This is a genomic window from Lacrimispora amygdalina (assembly GCF_003432035.1).
In the GTDB taxonomy this organism is placed as follows: Bacteria; Bacillota; Clostridia; order Lachnospirales; family Lachnospiraceae; genus Lacrimispora; species Lacrimispora amygdalina.
In genome coordinates, this window is record NZ_QOHO01000059.1 from 1 (window position 1) to 17,586 (window position 17,586).

A 17,586-nucleotide genomic window follows, 5' to 3' on the forward strand; every position below is an offset into this window, starting at 1 on the left:
CATTATTTTCTACTTACTATCAATTGATTTATCAGGTTAATTGGTTGACGTAATTTATAATCAGGACACCCGGTTCTCATTAAAGGCATTCGATTCAGCAAGTTGGAACATAGCTCTCAGGTCACTCACGAACATAAATAGATAGGCCGGTCAACCGATAACGTAATGAAAATCATATACCGAGACATATAAATGAAGAATCAAAAAAAACGAATCATAAAATTAAAGTCTATGCAACACGAAAATTAAAAAGCCTAGTATATACTAGACTTTTTTGAGTGGAGCAGACGGGATTTGAACCCGTGTCCAAAAACCAATTCCCTGTTCTTCTACTATCATAGTTAGTTCATTGACATTCCCTCCACAGCCCGGGAACTAACACCCTGACTGCTTCAGTAGCTTCATCATACACCCGTATGCTCAAAGCTTTGCATACGTCGTTTCTCACATAGTCGATGCCGGGATCTTAAAGTGTGAGTGCTCTAAGGCCGACAAGCTGCATTAAGCAGCTAAAGCTAATTTATTATTGTTAGCGTTTATATTTAGGTTTGCCATTTAACGCATCGCATACGGATAGCTTCACCAGCTGCATAGCCCCTGTCGAAACCAGTACTGCCCCTGACTGGTACTCTTCAAGAGAGCATTATCATAGTATCACGAAAAAAAACAAAAGTCAAGATCCACTGCTTTCCATCTACAGATCATCAATCAGGGCGCTGCTTTTTGCATAAGCGGTGCTTCTTGCTTCAAAAAAATCAGTTTTTATTAAATTTGCATTGCTGTACTGGCTGACCCAGGACATACTCTCCGGTTCTCTCTCATGCCCTTCGTAAATCCGTTCCCAGCCCAGACTTTCGCAACGGAAATTGCCCAGGTATTTGATATAGTCGGTAATCATTTCCTTTGTTAATCCAGGAACTTCATCTCCGATGGCATAGATTCCCCACGCGATTTCCTGCTCACACCCTTCTTTGATCATGCTTCGGTACTCATTGACGCATTCCGGCGTAAACAGCTGGGGTTCTTCCTTTTTCAGCTCCAGAATGATGTTGCGAAACAGCCATAAATGGGTGTTCTCATCCCGGTTAATATAACGGATCTCCTGGGAAGAGCCTGTCATTTTGTGATTTCGCCCAAGATTATAGAAAAACATGAATCCGCTGTAAAAATAGATTCCTTCCAGAATAAAGTTGGCAACTACTGCCTTCAGAAATGCCCTGCTGCTTTTATCCTTCTGAAATTCGTTATATAAATCTCCGATAAAAGTATTGCGGGCCAGTAAATGAGGATCATTCTTCCATTGATACAGAACCTCATTTCTCGTCTGGGGTTCGCAGATCGTATCCAGCATATAGCTGTAGCTCTGGCTGTGAACCGCCTCCTGAAATGTCTGGATTGCCAGACAGAGATTGATCTCATTGGCTGTTACATACTCACTGATGGCAGGTAAATTGGCAGTCTGAATGCTGTCGAGGAACACCAGAAACGATAAAATCTTATCGTACGCTCTCCGCTCACCCGGACTTAAAAGAGGATAATCCTTGCTGTCCCTTAAAAGATTAATTTCCTCCGGTATCCAGAAATTATTCATAGCCTGACGATACCAGTCACTTACCCAGGCATACTTCATGTTGTTAAAATCATTTAAATTAGTGGTATTGCCGTTTATCATCCGGCGCTCTCTTACTTCCACGGATCCTTCCGGGTTAAAAAGAGGTCTTTTCTTTAACTGTTCCATGAGATATGTCCCACTCTCCTTTTTTGTTGTCTCGTTTCCTTTATTCCTTAACTGGAGCATGCCTCACAGTCATCCACCTCCAGGCTTTTGGACCGGATGTAATAAATGGTCTTTACTCCCGATTCCCAGGCCAGAATATAGAGTCCCAGCACCTGCCTGAGCGTATAGTCATTGGTAATATACAGGTTCATGCTCTGAGCCTGGTCCACATGGCGCTGCCTGACACCTGCTGCCTTCACAGACCACTTCTGGTCAATGTAATGAGCATTTTTATATAACCAGAACGTATCCGGCGCAAGTCCCGGCGCAACCCTGGGAACAAGCCCGTTCTTTTTCTCTTCCAGATAGTACCGGTTCATAATGGGATCAAGTCCTGCCGTTGTTCCTGCGATCATGCTGGTGCTGCTGGTCGGCGCAACCGCAATCAGCCAGCCGTTTCTCATTCCCCATTCCTTTACTTTTCTGCTTAAGTCCGCCCATTCATGTGATTCATAGCCACGCTTCTTAAAATAATCCCCTGTCTGCCAGTCACTTCCTTCAAAAAAGGAATATCTTCCTTTTTCCCTCGCAAGATCACAGCTGGCTTCAATTGCGGCATAGTTTATCGTCTCAAAAACCTTGTCTGCAAAGGCCAGATGCTCCTCCGATTCCCAGGCAACTTTGTTATTTGCAAGCATGTGGTGGTAGCCGCTGACTCCCAGACCGATGGGGCGGTAACGCTCATTACTCACCTTTGCATAAGGAACCGGAAAATAATTAAGATCAATGACATTATCAAGCGCACGGACTGCACTTCGCACCAGCTGGGTTATTTCTTCCTTGCTGTTTACATCTATTTTTCCAAGAGACAGGCTGGCCAGATTACAGACGACAAAATCCCCCGGCTTTGTCACCGTCACTACCACGGTTTCTCCATCCACAGTCTCCACACTCTGTTTCACCTGTTCCACTGCACTCATGTTCTGGGCAATTTCCGTACAGAGATTGCTGCAGTAGATCATCCCTTTATGGCTGTTGGGATTGGCTTTATTCACTGCATCCCGGTTAAATGTAAACGGAGTTCCTGTTTCCACCGCACTCTTTAAAACCAGCCGGATGATATCCTTAATGGGAACCACTCTCTTATGGATTCTGCTGTCATTCACGCACTGGAAGTAACGTTCCTCCCACAAATCCCCCCAGCAGTCTTCCAGGGCCCAGCCCTTTACAGTGAGAATCTCATGAGGACACATTAGATACCAGTCACTTTCTATGTCTTCCTTCGCCTGCCTCCAGAAAAGGTCTGGATAGCATACTGCCGGGAAAACATCGTGTGCCTTCATGCGGTCATCTCCATTATTAGTCCTGAGCATTAAAAATTCCGGGAGATCTTTGTGCCACACATCCAAGTATACCGCTACCGCACCCTGACGCATTCCCAGCTGGTCCACTGCAACAGCAGTATCATTGGCAAGCTTGATCCACCGGATCACACCTCCGGCCGCCCCCTTAAACCCGCGTATAGAGCTTCCGGCCGCCCGGACCTTACCAAAATAAAGGCCCATGCCGCCGCCAAATTTGCTGATCTTTGCAAAGCTGTCAATGCTTCGGTAAATCCCATCCAGGCTGTCCGGCACTGTATCAATAAAACAGGAAGAAAGCTGATGATAAGGCTTTCTTGCATTGGATAATGTGGGGGTCGCCATAGTCACCTTTAAGGTGCTGAGCATATCGTAGAACCGCTTTACCCAGCCGTCCCGGTCCTCCTTTTCCAGCATGGCAAGATGCATGGCAATTCCTAAAAACATCTCCTGGGGTGTTTCAAGAGGGACGTTTTCCCTGCTATGGATTACGTAACGGTTCAGCACCAGTTCCAGACCGGAATAAGTAAACAGACGGTCCCTGGTATGATCGATATAAGATTCATACCGGTCAAGTTCTTCTTTCCTGTAGTTTTCAAGAATATAACTCCCGTAAAGCTTCTCTCCTGTTAAATAAACAACTTTATCATAAAAGCTTTTTATGTTATACCTGCTAAGCTCAGCTCTCCGGATTATCCCAAACCGGACCAGATAGATTCTGGCGCTGATATATTCCCAGCCGGATGCTTCCTGGGTTGTGAGCTCTACTGCCGCCTGAATCAGTGCAGAAAGCTTTTCTTTCAGCATCATGTCCTCTTTAAAAAATGTCATAAACTTTATATAAAGTTTATCCAGACTGTAAGACGGAAGAATCCACTCTTTCTCTATCTCATCAAACACCGCACTTAATTCAGGGACTTCCTTAAAATATGCCAATATCTCATTTTTACCGTATAATTCATCCATTCTGATTCCTGCCATTCTGTCACGTTATAATAATATCAATAACTGTTATTAAAAGCTATATTCATGAATATACCACAAGATATTGTTAATTTCAACCATCCAATCACAAAATATTCGTTTTTTACTTTTTTACCAAGATCATTCACACTGGGAATCCGTAGAGGATTTTAATTCCAGATCTTTAAAAAGTGCCTCCACAGCCGGGATATAATCGAAAAGATTCTGGGACTTTTGTATCTTTTTCCCATGCTTTTCTCCGCCTTCAAAAGACGGAAGCATGTAAGCCCAGAGTTCTTTCATTTTAAACAGCACATTCCGGTCACCGGAAATAGTCTCCTGGTATCCGGAAAGGATCTGGTCGTGAAACGCCTTTAACTGTTCCTTTTGAAGACACCCTTTGCCTTTTATTTCCCCCGCAAGCATAGGATTGGACACAAGCCCCCTCCCAAGCATAACCCGCTTCAGAGACGGAAAGGTCTGAATCAGCCGCTTATAATCCTGGGGACTAAAAATATCACCGTTGTAGCAGACGGGATTTTTACTGGATGAAAGCGCCATCTGAAACATGTCCCAGTCTGGAGTATTCCGGTAAAAATCTTTTTGGATTCTGGGGTGAATAATCAGCTCTTTTACCGGGTATTGATTATAAATTTCCAGGAGCCGGTGAAATTCCTCCCGACTGTCCTTTCCAATTCTGGTTTTAATGGAGATTTTCATATCTATAGAAAAGATCCGGTCTAAAAACTGGTCTAACCGGTCCGGTACTGCCAGAAAACCGGAGCCTCTTAGTTTGGACACAACAGTCTTAGATGGACAGCCTAAATTTAAATTTACCTCTTTATATCCATATTTTTTAAGTTCCATGGCGGTCCAGACGAAACCCTCCCAGTTGTTGGTCATAATCTGGGGGATCGTCTTTATCCCCTCATTATGTTCCGGAAGTATATCATTTTTTTCTCTGGAAGAAAACTCACGGTTCTGGTTGGGGACAATGAATGGCGTATAGTAAACATCCACATCCTTAAAAAATTTATGATGTGCATTCCTGTAAATGTATCCTGTGATCCCCTCCATGGGGGCAAAGTAATAGTTCATAAGCAGTTCTCCTGTTCCATTTTTACATTCCCCATTCTACCACAGGAGATGGAAAATTCATAGAATACCATTTGCAGAATATGACATTTAGTGCTATAATATTGTGAAAAATGCCATTGCTCAGGAGGATTTATCATGATTCGTTTCAACAAGATTCTTAAACGCACCGCCGGTACGATATTGCTTGCAGCACTGTTTTCATCTTCTATTATTTCCACATCAAAAGCGGAAGAAGAAAGCGGGCCTGCTTTCGCTCCTCCGGTGAGTAAAACTACTGTGCCTGAGATCGGTCCTGGAATGAGTCTAAGATCCAATTGTGTGGTTGTACTGGACCCTGGGCACGGAAAAACAGAAGGCCATTACTCCGGCTGCCATTTCGACTACAACGGAACTACCTATTATGAAGATATCATCACGATGAAAATAGCCAACTATACGAAAGAATATCTGGAACAAAATTCCAATTATACGGTGTATCTGACCAAAGACAGCTCCGAAGTCACGGTTCCCCTGGATCAGCGTGCTGCTTTTGCTGCTTCCGTCCGCGCAGACTTATTTGTCAGTCTCCATGTGGATTCCATTGCAGGCAACGGCACCACCAGGAACGCTTACGGCGCCAGCTCCATGTCTCCCAGAACCGGACGCTTTCACAACGACATCGCCATTCAGTCCCAGGAAGCAGCAAATACGATTTTAAACCAGCTCACTGGTCTCGGGCTTCACAACCGGGGGCTAATTCTTCAGGATTCTAAAAACGGAACCTTATATCCGGATGGAAGTACTGCTGATTACTATGCAATCCCACGTTATTCCCAGATGTACGGTCTCCGGGGCTTTATTATTGAACATGGATACATCAACTGTATCAGCGACTTAACCGGGTTTCTCTCCACAGATGAGCAGTTAAAAAAACTGGGAGAGGCTGATGCCAAAGGAATCATAGAATATTTAAATAAAGCTGGAAAATCCACTTTTGTCCCTGACGGTAACAGCAGTCAGACACCTCCCACTAACTAAGAACTCATAATCCCTGCCTCCCTGCATAAAATGTATCATACATTACGGCCAAAGCCGGCAGGGAGGTATTATTTTGTCAAAAATTCTGGATAACAGCTATTATGATTTGATGATCAGCACTGCCCTGGCTCCAACCTATGATACCGGTGATAATATCACCTATTTAAACAGACAAAACTCTCTGCTTCATATCCCTGCCGGCAGCGGAGATCCCTGTGACCTTGGAAAATACTCCTACAGCAGCTTCCCTACCATCTATACCCTTGCCTCTACCATAAGCCTTGAAAAATCAGGAGTTACTACGGTACAGACCAATCCGTATCTGGCTTTATTCGGGCAGGGGGTACTGGTGGCTGTCATTGACACCGGGATTGATTACCGGCACCCTGCATTTCTCTTTAACGATGGTACTTCCCGGATTCTTACCATGTGGGATCAGACCGATCAGTCAGGCACGATTCCGGACGAATTTACCTTTGGTTCCGAATACAGCAGGGAGCAGATCAATGCTGCACTTCAGTCACCCGATCCCTTATCCGTTGTTCCCACTACAGACGTGCTGGGGCACGGAACTGCCATGGCCAGTATTCTGGCTGGTTCCCCCAATGAGCAGCAGGGATTCAGCGGCGTTGTTCCACAGGCTGATCTGGTTATTATCAAGCTGAAGGAAGCAAAACCTGTTACAAAAAAGGTGTCTTTTATTCCCGAAAACGCTATCTGTTATCAGGAGTCAGATCTGATACTTGGTATCCGCTATGCAGTTACAGCTGCCGCCCGTTTTAACCGTCCTGTTGTCATCTGCATCGCCCTTGGAAGCAGTCAGGGGGGGCATGACGGCAGAAGTGCAACCAGCGCTTATTTAGATCATCTGGCTCTTCTCCCCGGCAATGGAGTCTCCGTAGCTGCGGGCAACGAAGGAAACAATCAGCGTCACTACTACAACGCTACCACCGCTCCCCCTTATTACAATGACATTGAACTGAGAGTCGGCAGCAGTGACACTTTGTTTGCCATGGAGATCTGGTCTTATGCACCTGCCAGACTTTCCATAGATATCTCCTCTCCCAACCGGGAATCCACCCAGCCGGTCTATCCAGGTCTGAACCAATGCAGAAAATTCAACTTTATATTTAATCAGACTACAATTTATGTAAATAATATCATTTTCGAAGAGGAAACGGGAGAGCAGCTGATTCTTCTGCGGTTTAGCAATCCACTTCCAGGCATCTGGTATCTGCGGGTACAGAGTCCTGAAAACGAATCTTTTTCCTTTCATTCCTGGCTTCCCTCCGGGGATCTTTTGTCTGATGATACGTTTTTTCTGGACTCTAACCCGGATACTACAATTACATCACCAGCCAATGCAAGACACCAGCTGACTGTAACTGCCTATAACCAGCTTAATGACAGCATTCTTGCGGAATCAGGGAGAGGCTATACAAGAATCGGGCAGATAAAACCAGACATTGCAGCCCCGGGCTTTGAGCTGACATGTGCAGTCCCCGGAGGCCTTTACGGGACTGCAACCGGAACAGGAGCTGCTGCCGCTCATGCGGCAGGTATCATTGCCATGGTATTTGAATGGGCGATTGTAAGGGGAAATTACCTCAGAATCACCGGTAATGACGCCAACCGGCTTATGGTAAGCGGTGCCATACGAAATCCTGCAAATACATATCCCAATAACATATGGGGTTACGGGCAGGTTGAAATTAACCGGCTGTTTGAGCGTTTTACCAGCACCTGAAATAAAAAAAGCCTTCAAGCCGGGCGAAAAAACGCCTGTGGCTTGAAGGCATGGCGGCCGGCCAATGATGGCAGCAGCTTTATTCTTCAACAAACATATCTTTACCAACTCCACATACCGGGCAAACCCAATCCTCCGGTAAATCTTCAAACGCAGTGCCTGGCTCAATACCAGAATCAGGATCACCGATTTCCGGATCATATACATAACCGCATGGTTCACAAACATACTTTGCCATCCCTGTCACCTCCTTTAACTTCTCTGTGCTTCTTTTATAGCATATAATATGGTTTTTATCAATAGGTTTATTATGATTTGTCCTTTAACTTACAGATCTGCTGGGTCATGGTTCCCATGGGGCAATACACACACCAGGATCTGGGTTTATATAATATCATGGTAATAATGCCAAGCACTGTAGAAGTCAGCATGACACTGTAGAATCCGAAAGCAAACTGGGCAATCCAGTCCGCTGCTATGGTTCCGTGATAAGCAAAATGCCAGGGTAGTTTAAAGGTCCATAAAAGCTGCACTGCCTGTTTTAAGCTTCCTGCATCCGAAAAAACCAGATAGGTGGTAAACAGCATATTGGCAAACATCGTAAGAAAAAAGATGAGAAAACCATATCGGAATACACGGCTTTTTAAAAATGCAGGAATATCTTTCTTCCGTGATAATTTCAGTCTGTTTCCAAGGAGATCTAAAAGCTGTCCTCTGCCGCAATAATGATTGCAATAGGTTTTATTTCCCTTAACCGCGGATATTCCCAGTGGAATAAAGAAACAAAGAAGACCCAGCCAGGCAAAAAGTATGTTGAAGAATCCGAGGATTAAATAGAGCAAAGATGTCAGCCACAGATAATCATACCAGTTTTTTTTCCTATTCTTTCTCATTTTCTTCTCTCCTCTTAAGCATTTCAATGTGTATGACAGATGCAGGGCAGGCCTTTGCGCACAAGCCGCAGCCAACACAGCTTTCTATATCCACTTTTGCTGCAATTCCTTTTGGTACTGTAACAGCTCCTTTCGGACAAACTTTTATGCAGCTGCCGCAGGCAACACAATGAGCCTCATCTACGACCGCATACCTCTTGTTTTTTTGTAACGTCATTGCTTCCTCCATGTTTTTTTCATGATCTTAACAGGTATTTTTCATTTTTTCCGTGACGATGTCACGTTAACTTCCATTCAGACCATTTAAAAAGAGGAAAAAGATCTGCATCTGCCGTGGTTGTCCGGCAAAATACAGATCTCTTTTGACATGATTATGATATAAAGTCTTCTCTCATTGGAGTAAAAATATCTACCAGAATACCCTTTTCCAGGCATACACAGCCGTGCATCACTCCGTCCTGTTTTAATAAGGTATCTCCGGCTTTTACCGTCTTTGTCTCTTCACCGATGGTGAACTCAAATGCTCCGCTTGCCACATATGTAATCTGTGTATGGGGATGATTATGCATCTTACCGATGGCTCCCTGCTCAAAATGATTCTCCACACACATCATTCCGTCACAGTATGCCAGAACTTTTCTGACAACACCGTCTCCCGCTTTCTCGCCTTCTATCTCCTGATTCAATACCCATCTTTGATTTTTTTCCGGTCTTTTCATCTCGCGCCGCTCCTTTGATTTTTTTTAATTTTAAGTAATTTTTTCGATTATGTCAAGGTTAACCGGCTGCCAGGCAGCCGTATCTTCCGGCTGTTTCTACTTCCAGCCGTTCCACGTATCTGGCTGATAACCGATGGTTGCCTGTTTTCCGTTCCTGACAATGGGTGTTTTCAGTACTTCCTGGTTTTCTAAAATCTTGTCATCCTTATCCTCAGAAGCAATGTATTTAATAAGTGCCAGAACATCCTGATTTCTGCACGTTTCATCAAGCATGGCATCGGTTCCGCCTACAGCCTGTCTGACGCTGTTATATTCCCCTTTGCTCATCCCTTTTTCCTTCATATCAATGAACTGATACGGAATTTTTCGTTCTTTAAAATAACGCTCTGCTTTTTTTGTATCAAAGCATTTTTTTGTTCCAAATATCTGTACATTCATGGTCTGCCCTCCTTTGCCAGTCAAAAATGGTATTGCTGTTTTACTGTACCAAACAACAATACCATTTTAATGACGATTTTACCAGACCTCTTCTGAAATTTCTTTTACCAGTTTTATTTTTTTCCACTGTTCTTCTTCTGTCAGTTTATTCCCCTCTTCGGTTGATGCAAAACCGCATTGGGGGCTTAATGATAAGCGTTCCAGCGGGATATAGCGGGAGGCCTTGCGGATTCGTTCTATGATTCGTGACTTTTCTTCCAGATCCGGGGATTTTGTTGTAATCAGCCCAAGAACCACCTGCTTATCTCCATCTACGTAATGAAGCGGCTCAAAATCTCCGGAGCGTTCATCATCAAATTCCAGGTAGTAGGCAGAGACATTTTCTTTTCCAAATAAGTGGGGCGCAATGGGGGCATATCCGCCGGAGGATGCCCAGGTGGAATGATAATTGCCCCTGCATACATGTGTATTGATTACCAGATCCTGGGGCAGATTTTCCATGGCCAGGTTGTTTAACCTTACATATTTTTCCGCCTCGGAAGAAACAGATTTTGATTCTTTCTGTCTGGCTTCCCAATATTTTGTGTCGCAGAACATCCCCCATGTACAGTCGTCAAACTGAACATTTCTGCAGCCTGCCTCATACAGATCCAGAAGTACGGTATGGTAGGCAGTTGCAATATCCTGTATCAGTTCTTCTTCATCCGGATAGTAAGATTTTGTCTGTTCCAGATTATCGCCCCGCTCTAACTCCGCCAGAAACTGGGCGGGTGCCGGAATGGTCTGTCTCGCAGTTACCGTATCATCTTCAAACAGCTTAACAAATTTAAAATGCTCTACAAATGGATGATTTTCTCCTGAAATCTTCCCGCACAGACCGGCCGATTCACCTCGGGTAACTTCATCATGAAAGCGGTAACCCTGTTCTACTTCCAGTTTTTTAACGCCCTGAAGCCCCCACATAAAATCCAGATGCCACCAGCTTCTGCGAAACTCTCCGTCTGTAATGACTGGAAGTCCTGCATCTTTTTGCTTTTCGATCAGTTCTGTGATGGCGCGGTCTTCTGTTTTTCTTAATTCTTCGTCCGTGACCGTTCCCTTTTTCCAGCCCTCTCTTGCCTCCTTTAAATATTCGGGACGCAGAAAACTTCCTACTATATCAAACTTAAAAGGTGCTCTTTTTTTCGCCTGTGCCATGATTTTATTCTCCTCTCTTTTTTCCTGTATTGTTTTTCTTTATTCTAACGGAAACATATTTATCTGTAAAATTCTATATTTTTATGCCATGGTATAGTTTTAAACTATATCATTTTGTGTTAGAATAAAAAACAGAATGAGAAAGAGAGGAATTCATAGTAATGACGCTTCAGCAGCTTCGCTATATTATCACCATTGTTAACTGCGGCTCCATATCAGAGGCTGCAAAACAGCTTTTTATCACCCAGCCCAGCCTTTCAAACGCAGTAAAAGAGCTGGAACAGGAATATGGTATTACCATATTCAACAGAAATCCCAAGGGAATTTCCCTTTCCTTAGATGGCAGTGAATTTCTTTCCTATGCCAGGCAGGTGCTGGAACAGGCTGATTTACTGGAGCAGCATTATCTGAAGAAAATGCCGGCAAAGCGGATCTGCTCTATTTCCACCCAGCATTATGCATTTGCTGTCAATGCATTTGTTAATCTGGTGGAACAGCAGGATCATGACGAATATGAATTTACACTGCGGGAAACAAGAACTTATGAAATCATTGAAGATGTGAAGAATTTCAGAAGTGAGCTTGGAATTGTGTATTTAAATGATTTTAATGAGAAGGTACTGGGTAAGCTTTTCAAAGACAGCGGACTGATTTTTCACCCTTTGTTTGAAGCTTCTCCTCATGTATTTATCAGCTCATCACACCCTCTTTCCGGTCATTCATCTGTCACGATGGAGGAGTTAAAGCCCTATCCTTTTCTGGCTTTTGAGCAGGGGGAGAATAACTCCTTTTACTTTTCTGAGGAAATATTAAGTACTGTTCCAAGGAAAAAAATCATTTACGTCAGTGACCGTGCTACTCTGTTTAATTTATTAATTGGTTTAAACGGCTATACCATCTGCAGCGGTATTTTAAACAGCAACTTAAACGGAGATAATATTATTGCAGTTCCTCTTATAACCTCTGAATATATGAGAATCGGCTGGATTGAGAATCCAAAAATACACTTAAGCATATTCGCAAGAAATTACCTGGAAGAGTTAAAAAACCTAATCCAGAAGGACGGTCTTGAGGTTTATACAGAAAAATAGGCTGCTGCCTATGGCAGTTTAAGGATGATTTTATAATGAAACCTGCTCCTTGGAATCATCCGTAGGAGTAGGTTTCATTTAATATCTTATAAGCATGATGTTAGACAACTTTGGAGAAGTTCTACCTTAATATTTGCAGTTGCAGGAAGATTTTCTGTGCCCTCATAAACAAGATTCTCAATATCTTTCGGAGTAATATTTGTTATTGTGTTAACAACAGACGTCACATTCACTGAACTTGAAACAAGAGTATAACTGATTGTTTTTTCAAAACTTCCATTGAAAGGAATAAAAGCATCTCTGCAAATGATATCAATGCCGGCGGGCCCGATAATATCAGTATTTAAAGGAATCGGTTTGAGCGTATCAGCAAAATATGCTTCACAACCGTTGAAGCTTGAGAAATTAACCGTTAGCCCGGCGGGTATCTGCATCCGATCAAATATATCAACTACTGCATCAGGCGAATTACCCACACTTGAAATTGTCAGTTTAAAGGTTCCTACATTTCCATTGACTGAGCAGCATTTTTCGGCTCTGAATTTTACAACATTTAAATTTGTCCCACACAAATCTCCTGAATCAGTACCTTCCGCAGCGGCACGTGCAGTATTGTTTATTATATAACTACCGGGACTACTGATCCCAATACATGGAATAGTATAAGTTATAGCAACTCTTCCGCCGGGTTCGATCGTTCCGATGTTTCCGAATATTTTTACTTTTCCTGGTATATTAGTATCTACATTGAGAGAAGACGGAGATACTGTAATAGTACCTATTGATAATTGTAAAGGAATTGTTATTATATCTTCAAATTCTACAGGGTTCAAGGGGGCTTTTCCAACATTATCTACATGAACCTGATATTCAAATGAAGGCTGATTATTACTAATTACAGTACGGCATACTTTTGATACAAGCAGTTTCCCTCTTTGCACACATCCAGGTACAATAAAACAGTCGGTGCATGCAAACTTATAAACAACATTAGCAGCTTTGACACTTATTGGCTGAGCTGCTTCAGGATAATCTCCGATTATGCGTATTCTGTATTCCACGCAAAGTCCCTTATCATACCTGTCATCAGTTACAATCTTCAGAAACTGAAAACCAGCAGGGGCCGGACCAAAATTCGGATCATTCTCGATAAGTTCAAATGGTACGGTTTGAAAGATTCCGCAGCCATCGATTTTTTCTTCTACGATAATATTTGCTGAATTAATTTCAAGACAAATAGGAATTCCGATTCCGCTTATTCCTCTCGTTGTACTATTGCAATCAGTCAAAAATTTATACGTCCAAAATGAAGCGTTAAGATCAAGAACATAGGCAGGGTTGTTAACCACCAAGCCATTGGGCAGGGTTTGACACTCCGGTTGAACGACAGTTATGCCGGTTTGCGTACCACAACAACATTTATTTGAATATGGCAAACATTCGCACGGCTGTGCTGGCAAAGCCATAATATCACTCCTTAAAATATTTTATAGCTAAAAATCAGCTCAACATATTATATGAATCTTGTTAGGATATGCCTCTTAGTGTCAGCCAGCAGGTGGTTTATTAAAAGACAGCCTTATTAAAAAGCGGTTCTGCTTCATTTGATTGAACAGAACCGTTTTTTTGCTACCTCACTGTAACCGCACAGGTCTTATACTGTAAATCTTCATGAAAGTATTTAATAATCTCAATTACCGCAGTTTTTACTTCCTCCAAAGGTCCGGTCAAAATCAGAGTACCGCTGAACCGGTCCAGAAATCCCAGTTCCACGTACCCTGTTTTTACAGCAATATCCGCTGCAATAACCGTCGCTTCAGGTGGGGACATATGAATCGTGCCGATTGACATACCCGTAAAGTCCTCTCCTGCGTGGGTTCCTATATCCAGGCCCAGATTTTTATATACGGAAGGTTCGGAAACTCCGATGACATGGGCCATTGATATCTCTTTCCCGGAAACAGAGACTTTCACCACACGCAGCGGCTCATTGCCCCCATGTCTGTGTGTTTTTCCTAATATCTCCTGCAAAGCTTCCTGATCAGGCTGCTTTTCTGTCATTTTAACACACCCTTTCTGGGTTTATCCCTATTTCTCGTCACTTAAATACTCCTTAAGCTCTTCAATCCCTTCTCCGGTAATACTGCTGACTGGAAAAATTCTCTCACAACCGGCTTCCTTAAGCCACTGCCTCACCATGGAAACCTTAGCCCCCGGAGAATCTATTTTAGTTATAATACCAATCATGGGACGGTTACAGGCATTGATAATTCCCGGCGGGAAGAGATTAAAGGGTTCATCTGCCCCGCACAGCAGACCAATGACATCTGACTCATAAGAAAAACAGCAGAGGGCCTGCATGGATATGTTCTTATTTTCCACATATTCTCCCGGTGTATCAATGGTAATATCCCAGTGATTGACATACTGGGTCTTATGATAAACCACCGGTTCTCCCTTTAAAGCCTGGGTCAGTGAAGTCTTGCCTGCTTCACTTCTTCCGCATAAAAACAATTTTTTCATCTTATCACCGCTTTGTAATCTGGCAGGTCACATACCCCAGTTCATCATGAAAATACTGCACAATTTCAATAATCGCAGTCTGAACCTCTGCTATTTCACCAGTAATAATCAGAGTGCCGCTGAACCGGTCAGCAAAGCCCAGATCGATATTTCCGCTCTTTACCGCGATATCTGATGCAATGACTGCTGACTCAGGAGGTGTCATATTCATAATTCCTATGGCAGACGAACGATAATCAATTTCCGGATTCAAGCCTAACTTACGATATACGACTGGCAGCGGTCCCCCGATAATGTGGGCCAGAGTGATTTCTCTTCCAGCCACTGTTTCCTGTACGATACGGATCTGCTCCCCCTGTTCGGGTGGGGCTCCATATTCATTTCCCATTAAAATCCACCTCGATCCATGCAAATATAAACGTTACCAGTCAATTATAAGCGTTTCCCTCTAGGGCAATGTCAATGTTTTATTGTCAAATGATAGGCATGACCATATTTTCAGTATTTTAACCATTCCAGCTTTCCGCATGTAAGTTTTGGAAGCAAAAACCTTTCCCATTAGGTCAATGCTGCCTGTTCAGTTAAAATGCGAGAGAAAAAACAGCTGACACAAAAAGGGAGCGTGGCTCTGTCGATGAAAATCATCTTCAAAGCCACGCTCCCTCACACATACAGACTTATTATAGTCTGATTTTAATATCTCATAGGCATAATTTCAAGATAATCCTGAACCGTAGCCCCCTTCATGAACATCTCGATAATCTGCTTTCCTAACGGATTTAACTCATCTGTATTATATTTCACCAGCTCCTGCTTAAAGAACTCAGTTAAGATTGCAGCACCTGCATCGTAGCCTTCAATTCCCACTTCCTGCTGGGTTTCCGGTCTTAAGAATGCTCTTCTGATATATTGTCCGTCAATCTTCAATGAATCAAGACCAAAGCCTAACAGAGGACAGCGTGCTTCCACCAGATGCTCCGGCTTGAATTTCGCGCTTCCGCGGCGGGCGATGTATTCTCTGGAAATCCACTCAGGCATAAAGCTAACCTCATAAGCTCCGATATGCTGATTCGGAATCAGGACATAACGGGTATTGGTAGACTGTAATATCTGATCCAGAAGAAGATTGGCCTGTGTTACCATCTTACCTGTTGCAAACGGCCAGTAGGATCCCACTCCTTCGCTGGTCATTCCCTGGGAATCAATGATACTTGGATTGTTGTAGCCTCTTGGTGCAACCAGACGCCACAGCCATGCCAGAGCAGGCGGAAGGATATGCATGATACCCATAATTCCGTATGACGGATTGGCCTTTGTACACGCAGGCGTTCTTACACCAAAGCTTCTTACATCAACCTCAACCGGCTCATCGATGGAGTTTGGCACCAGTTTTCTTGGCATGATTACTCTTGGATTGGGGCAGGGCTTTCCGGTGCTGTCCATGGTATGCTCCCATGGAAGACAGGTGGCCTCCGGCACTCCCTGAAGGTTTAAAAAGATTAACGGTTCTTCCGGCTGAATGAATATTCTTTCATACTGTGGAGAAGCTCCGTAGCGTTTAATATTATCCACTCTTAAAAACCAGGAAGATTCCGCATCCTTTACAACCAGCTTCTTACTGCCCTGCTGCATCTTTGGATGGCACAGCGCCATATCATCCGTTACAGGAATTAAATCACAGGTCTCTGAAAGATTTAAATAGTTCTTCTCTCCTGTCACCGTATTTCTTCCTAAAATGACTCTTCCATCCATCTCTTTATGGATATCTTCCAGCATTTCACTCTTTCCGCCGCCGGAAGCACCTTCATGCATAATCACGATTTCATTGTCGTAGGGAGTAATAACTTTTACTGCAGATGCATGTGCGGTTACCCAGCCTTCTTCCTCACCAATATCCAAAAGCACGCCATAAATACCCTTCTTCGCGCTTGGACCTGGATAAAGATTATATGCATATACCTCGTGTATTCCTTTCAGGCGGTTATGAACTACTACCTGTTTTCCATTGAAATGCGTATGACGGAATGGGGGTGCTAGAAAAACAACTGCTCTCGGCTTAAAATCATATGTGACTTCGTCTATGTTTAAAAATCCCTGGAGATCCGCAAGGCCTGCTGCAAAAAATCCTGCATTGGCCGGAGCTACTAAAACTGAATCATAACCGTACTCCAGACCGCCGGACTTAAATGGGAAAAATATCAGTTCCTGATTTTTCAGCCAGTCAAAGGTATCCATTCTGAGAGATTCGAAATCTTTATGATAAACGTCCTCATATCTGGGTTTGTCCGTCGGATTCTTATCTGCGATCAGCATGGAATTGGGATCACGTCTGCGCATGTAATCTTCCATATAATTCACTACTATACCATTTTTACATTTGGTTGCAGTAGCCTCTAAAACTCTCCCCTTGCCTTCCACTTCGTAATCAATATCAAATGTAACATTCTCATCGCCGCCCATAGCAAGAGTCAACAGCTCTTTACGTGATTTTGGAATGACGACACCCTGTGACTGATTTAAAATATCCTGTACATACTCCGGTAAATTTAATTTACGTAAACATTCTAGCATATTTTCCTCCATTCCTGTGCATAATTATGCACCTGAAGTTTGTACCGAAGACCGCACTGGTACAAACTATGTAGTTTAAATTCCCAAACATTAGCATTCCATTACATAGTTTATTTTAGACATTTTTCATCATATTACTCACCCAGCATTTATTGCTAAATTTTACCATCCCCTCAACCCTTAACAGTAACTTTCCTTTTCCTGCTCCTACCGATCAGCCTCCCTTTATCAGGCATTATGGAAAAAGCCGA

17 protein-coding genes and 1 other RNA gene are annotated in these 17,586 nt (G+C 43.3%); 3 read left to right on the forward strand and 15 right to left on the reverse strand.

Annotated features, from left to right (window positions below):
* Positions 1 to 276: 276 nt before the first annotated feature.
* From ssrA to DS742_RS17870, 4 genes are all read right to left on the reverse strand, one after another.
* Positions 277 to 619: a transfer-messenger RNA gene (gene ssrA, locus DS742_RS17855) on the reverse strand.
* Positions 620 to 694: 75 nt separating this feature from the next.
* Entirely contained in the window at positions 695 to 1,738 is a 1,044-nt protein-coding gene (locus DS742_RS17860) for a ribonucleotide-diphosphate reductase subunit beta (protein ID WP_117418378.1), read from the reverse strand.
* A gap of 47 nt (positions 1,739 to 1,785) precedes the next feature.
* Positions 1,786 to 4,044 carry a ribonucleoside-diphosphate reductase subunit alpha gene (locus DS742_RS17865; RefSeq protein ID WP_117418331.1) on the reverse strand — a complete coding sequence of 753 codons (2,259 nt, stop codon included), beginning with the start codon at positions 4,042 to 4,044 and terminating at the stop codon, positions 1,786 to 1,788.
* Positions 4,045 to 4,182: 138 nt separating this feature from the next.
* The gene (locus DS742_RS17870; protein ID WP_117418332.1) at positions 4,183 to 5,139 is read right to left on the reverse strand and encodes a tRNA dihydrouridine synthase; all 957 of its coding nucleotides are present in this window, start codon (positions 5,137 to 5,139) and stop codon (positions 4,183 to 4,185) included.
* 135 nt (positions 5,140 to 5,274) lie between these two features.
* On the opposite strand from DS742_RS17870, the gene DS742_RS17875 reads away from it, so the two are divergent.
* On the forward strand, positions 5,275 to 6,156 hold the full coding sequence (locus DS742_RS17875) for an N-acetylmuramoyl-L-alanine amidase family protein (protein WP_117418333.1): 882 nt from the start codon (positions 5,275 to 5,277) through the stop codon (positions 6,154 to 6,156).
* Between the two features lie 73 nt (positions 6,157 to 6,229).
* The gene (locus tag DS742_RS17880) at positions 6,230 to 7,903 is read left to right on the forward strand and encodes a S8 family peptidase (RefSeq protein ID WP_170313512.1); all 1,674 of its coding nucleotides are present in this window, start codon (positions 6,230 to 6,232) and stop codon (positions 7,901 to 7,903) included.
* A gap of 79 nt (positions 7,904 to 7,982) precedes the next feature.
* Here the strand turns inward: DS742_RS17880 and rd are convergent, their stop codons facing one another.
* The 6 genes from rd to DS742_RS17910 form a co-directional block, all read right to left on the reverse strand.
* Positions 7,983 to 8,141 (reverse strand): rubredoxin, encoded by a 159-nt coding sequence (rd, locus tag DS742_RS17885; protein ID WP_024295966.1) that lies wholly within the window; start codon positions 8,139 to 8,141, stop codon positions 7,983 to 7,985.
* A 70-nt stretch (positions 8,142 to 8,211) separates the two neighbouring features.
* Positions 8,212 to 8,796 carry a 4Fe-4S binding protein gene (locus DS742_RS17890; RefSeq protein ID WP_117418334.1) on the reverse strand — a complete coding sequence of 195 codons (585 nt, stop codon included), beginning with the start codon at positions 8,794 to 8,796 and terminating at the stop codon, positions 8,212 to 8,214.
* Positions 8,783 to 9,013: a 4Fe-4S binding protein gene (locus DS742_RS17895; protein ID WP_117418335.1), complete on the reverse strand. Its 231-nt coding sequence runs from the start codon at positions 9,011 to 9,013 to the stop codon at positions 8,783 to 8,785. Before DS742_RS17895 ends, DS742_RS17890 begins: the two co-directional genes overlap by 14 nt.
* 154 nt (positions 9,014 to 9,167) lie before the next feature.
* Entirely contained in the window at positions 9,168 to 9,515 is a 348-nt protein-coding gene (locus DS742_RS17900; protein ID WP_117418336.1) for a cupin domain-containing protein, read from the reverse strand.
* A 96-nt stretch (positions 9,516 to 9,611) separates the two neighbouring features.
* Positions 9,612 to 9,953 carry an arsenate reductase family protein gene (locus DS742_RS17905; protein WP_117418337.1) on the reverse strand — a complete coding sequence of 114 codons (342 nt, stop codon included), beginning with the start codon at positions 9,951 to 9,953 and terminating at the stop codon, positions 9,612 to 9,614.
* A gap of 78 nt (positions 9,954 to 10,031) precedes the next feature.
* Positions 10,032 to 11,150: a 5-methyltetrahydropteroyltriglutamate--homocysteine S-methyltransferase gene (locus tag DS742_RS17910; protein ID WP_117418338.1), complete on the reverse strand. Its 1,119-nt coding sequence runs from the start codon at positions 11,148 to 11,150 to the stop codon at positions 10,032 to 10,034.
* A 161-nt stretch (positions 11,151 to 11,311) separates the two neighbouring features.
* Between DS742_RS17910 and DS742_RS17915 the strand changes: the two genes are divergently transcribed.
* On the forward strand, positions 11,312 to 12,241 hold the full coding sequence (locus DS742_RS17915) for a LysR family transcriptional regulator (protein ID WP_117418339.1): 930 nt from the start codon (positions 11,312 to 11,314) through the stop codon (positions 12,239 to 12,241).
* Between the two features lie 86 nt (positions 12,242 to 12,327).
* On the opposite strand, the gene DS742_RS17920 is transcribed toward DS742_RS17915, so the two are convergent.
* The 5 genes from DS742_RS17920 to DS742_RS17940 form a co-directional block, all read right to left on the reverse strand.
* Positions 12,328 to 13,707 carry a hypothetical protein gene (locus DS742_RS17920; RefSeq protein ID WP_147325822.1) on the reverse strand — a complete coding sequence of 460 codons (1,380 nt, stop codon included), beginning with the start codon at positions 13,705 to 13,707 and terminating at the stop codon, positions 12,328 to 12,330.
* A 163-nt stretch (positions 13,708 to 13,870) separates the two neighbouring features.
* The gene (locus DS742_RS17925; protein WP_117418341.1) at positions 13,871 to 14,302 is read right to left on the reverse strand and encodes a BMC domain-containing protein; all 432 of its coding nucleotides are present in this window, start codon (positions 14,300 to 14,302) and stop codon (positions 13,871 to 13,873) included.
* A 27-nt stretch (positions 14,303 to 14,329) separates the two neighbouring features.
* The gene (locus DS742_RS17930) at positions 14,330 to 14,764 is read right to left on the reverse strand and encodes a EutP/PduV family microcompartment system protein (protein ID WP_117418342.1); all 435 of its coding nucleotides are present in this window, start codon (positions 14,762 to 14,764) and stop codon (positions 14,330 to 14,332) included.
* Between the two features lie 4 nt (positions 14,765 to 14,768).
* Positions 14,769 to 15,152 (reverse strand): BMC domain-containing protein, encoded by a 384-nt coding sequence (locus tag DS742_RS17935; RefSeq protein ID WP_117418343.1) that lies wholly within the window; start codon positions 15,150 to 15,152, stop codon positions 14,769 to 14,771.
* Between the two features lie 305 nt (positions 15,153 to 15,457).
* A complete protein-coding gene (locus DS742_RS17940) occupies positions 15,458 to 17,335 on the reverse strand; it encodes a DUF4914 family protein (RefSeq protein WP_117418344.1) in 1,878 nt (625 codons plus the stop codon).
* Positions 17,336 to 17,586: the final 251 nt, after the last annotated feature.

Coding starts and splice junctions, on each gene's coding strand:
- DS742_RS17940 (WP_117418344.1), bottom strand. CDS start 17,335: ATGCTAGAATGTTTACGTAAATTAAATTTACCGGAGTATGTACAGGAT.
- rd (WP_024295966.1), bottom strand. CDS start 8,141: ATGGCAAAGTATGTTTGTGAACCATGCGGTTATGTATATGATCCGGAA.
- DS742_RS17870 (WP_117418332.1), bottom strand. CDS start 5,139: ATGAACTATTACTTTGCCCCCATGGAGGGGATCACAGGATACATTTAC.
- DS742_RS17935 (WP_117418343.1), bottom strand. CDS start 15,152: ATGGGAAATGAATATGGAGCCCCACCCGAACAGGGGGAGCAGATCCGT.
- DS742_RS17910 (WP_117418338.1), bottom strand. CDS start 11,150: ATGGCACAGGCGAAAAAAAGAGCACCTTTTAAGTTTGATATAGTAGGA.
- DS742_RS17860 (WP_117418378.1), bottom strand. CDS start 1,738: ATGGAACAGTTAAAGAAAAGACCTCTTTTTAACCCGGAAGGATCCGTG.
- DS742_RS17920 (WP_147325822.1), bottom strand. CDS start 13,707: ATGGCTTTGCCAGCACAGCCGTGCGAATGTTTGCCATATTCAAATAAA.
- DS742_RS17865 (WP_117418331.1), bottom strand. CDS start 4,044: ATGGATGAATTATACGGTAAAAATGAGATATTGGCATATTTTAAGGAA.
- DS742_RS17875 (WP_117418333.1), top strand. CDS start 5,275: ATGATTCGTTTCAACAAGATTCTTAAACGCACCGCCGGTACGATATTG.
- DS742_RS17915 (WP_117418339.1), top strand. CDS start 11,312: ATGACGCTTCAGCAGCTTCGCTATATTATCACCATTGTTAACTGCGGC.
- DS742_RS17925 (WP_117418341.1), bottom strand. CDS start 14,302: ATGACAGAAAAGCAGCCTGATCAGGAAGCTTTGCAGGAGATATTAGGA.
- DS742_RS17905 (WP_117418337.1), bottom strand. CDS start 9,953: ATGAATGTACAGATATTTGGAACAAAAAAATGCTTTGATACAAAAAAA.
- DS742_RS17900 (WP_117418336.1), bottom strand. CDS start 9,515: ATGAAAAGACCGGAAAAAAATCAAAGATGGGTATTGAATCAGGAGATA.
- DS742_RS17890 (WP_117418334.1), bottom strand. CDS start 8,796: ATGAGAAAGAATAGGAAAAAAAACTGGTATGATTATCTGTGGCTGACA.
- DS742_RS17895 (WP_117418335.1), bottom strand. CDS start 9,013: ATGACGTTACAAAAAAACAAGAGGTATGCGGTCGTAGATGAGGCTCAT.
- DS742_RS17930 (WP_117418342.1), bottom strand. CDS start 14,764: ATGAAAAAATTGTTTTTATGCGGAAGAAGTGAAGCAGGCAAGACTTCA.